We start from the raw sequence: 1,785 nt of genomic DNA, 5'->3' as shown, positions 1-1,785 counted from the left end.
GGCCGGTAGGGGCAGGCGAGTGGACGTCTCATCTGCTTGACCGCCCAAGCCTGGCAACCGCCTATTTTCGCCAAGCCGATCTTGTGACTGCATACGCGACCGCAATGGCGCGCTTCCGTCTGCAGCTCGCAGGGCGTGCCGGCGAAAACAACCTTGCGGTCCCTCTCGAACCACTGCTTTTGCGGGCGGAATTCCGTGCGCGGACATGGCGCTCGGCGGACGGCAGCCTGTTGCAAGGCTTCGCCGGCAAGGGCGGCTTCCGGCTGACTATCGGCAACTGCCTGGCGCGCATCTGCGCTGCCAGCGAATGCAGCGATGCCGGTTGGCCGGTTTACGCCTGCAGCGACGGAGGCAAGCGCAAGATGTCCGTCACGGATTTTGTGACGGCAAACTTCGGCGGCGTCTCCTACCGCCGATTGAGCGCCTCCCCTTCACAGGAATGACAGCGCCGACCGTCTTGCTGCGGCGTTCAGCAAAGGGCGGTGTCCCTCCTCACCGCAAACGCCGCCTGCACCGCGCGATTGACGGTGACCGGCAGGATCGACATGTGGTTCTCGCCGGCATGCAGTTCGAAACTGGCGCGCACGCCCGGGAGAGCATCAAGACGCTGCGCCATTGCCCGCGCGAATGCGTCGGTGCGTGTCACCTTTTTCTGCTTCAGGCGCTTTTCCTCGTCCTCGGCGCCAATCTGGAACGGCGCCAGCTTCTCGGTCTCGTACTCGCCGGCCGACAGGATCATGGTCGCCGCCAAACCATCGGGAATGGCGGCCTCGAAGGCTTCGAGAAAGCGGTCGATGGCACGCTCTTCCCAATAGATGGCGGGGCTCGCCGCGATCCAGGTCTGAAAGGAAGAAGGCCGCGTGAACAGGGCGTAGAGCGCAAACAGGCCACCGAAAGAATGGCCGTAAAGCGCCTGGCGGCTGGCATCGACCGTGACCCGGCTGGCGACCCACGGCTTCAGCTCATCCTCGATGAAAGCAAGGAATTTCCCTGCCCCACCGGTCCGGACTTCGGACGTGCCTTCGTGGAAGGGCGGGTAGGTCTTGCCTGGCGGCGGGCCGAGATCCCATGAGCGGCGCAGCGGATCATAGGCGCCGTCGACGGGATAGCCGATGGCGACGATGACGCCCCAGCCGACATTGGTGCCCGTGGGATAGAAGGCCTGCGCGCGCATGGCGTCGACCGCCGTGCCGATGACGGCGTTGCCGTCGGTCATGTAGAGGACCGGCCAGCCGGCCTCGGGCACCGGCCCGGACGGCACATGCAGGAATATCCGCCAGGGCGCGCCGCCCTGCGCCGGAACAAGATCGTGGACCGCCGTGTTGGCGATCAGGGCTGGCGTCGCGTTGGACATGGATATCTTGGACATGGATATCTCCAGGCAAAACGGTCAGCGGCGGCGCAGCAGCCACATCAGCACCGGGCCGCCGATCAACGTGGCGACGAGACCGGCCGGGATCTGGCGCGGGAAGATGGCGATCCGGCCCACCCAGTCGGCGGCGACCATGATCAGCGCGCCGGCGAGCACCGCGCCAATGGCCTGCGGCAGCGCACGGGAAAGGCCAAGGCGACGAGCAAGATGCGGCGCCATAAGGCCGATGAAGGTCAGCGGACCGACGATCAGCGTCGAAGCCGCGGTGAGTGCCGCGACGGCCAGCAGCACGAGAAGCCGCGCCCTCTTCAGGTTGATGCCAAGGCCCTGAACGGCGGCGGAGCCGAGCGGCAGGATGTCGAGCCAGCGCATGAAGAAAGGCGCGAGCGCGAAGAGGCAGACCGCGATACCAC

The 1,785-nt window shown here is 66.1% G+C and carries 3 protein-coding genes; 1 reads left to right on the top strand and 2 read right to left on the bottom strand.

Features of this window, described 5'->3' with window-relative positions:
* The coding region (locus tag EN994_RS29805; protein WP_348631697.1) for a hypothetical protein at positions 1-443 on the top strand (443 nt) is incomplete at its 5' end.
* 26 nt (positions 444-469) lie between these two features.
* On the opposite strand, the gene EN994_RS29800 is transcribed toward EN994_RS29805, so the two are convergent.
* Positions 470-1,369, bottom strand: coding sequence for an alpha/beta hydrolase-fold protein (locus EN994_RS29800; RefSeq protein ID WP_063170037.1), 900 nt, complete (start codon positions 1,367-1,369; stop codon positions 470-472).
* A 21-nt stretch (positions 1,370-1,390) separates the two neighbouring features.
* Positions 1,391-1,785 (bottom strand): iron chelate uptake ABC transporter family permease subunit (locus EN994_RS29795; protein ID WP_164746343.1); only part of this gene is annotated, 395 nt, incomplete at its 5' end.

The sequence above is a fragment of the Mesorhizobium sp. M7A.F.Ca.CA.002.09.1.1 genome (assembly GCF_003998555.1).
Lineage (GTDB): Bacteria > Pseudomonadota > Alphaproteobacteria > Rhizobiales > Rhizobiaceae > Mesorhizobium > Mesorhizobium ciceri.
The sequence above is the reverse complement of the archived record's forward strand: the minus strand, read 5'-3'. Positions and strand labels throughout refer to the sequence as shown.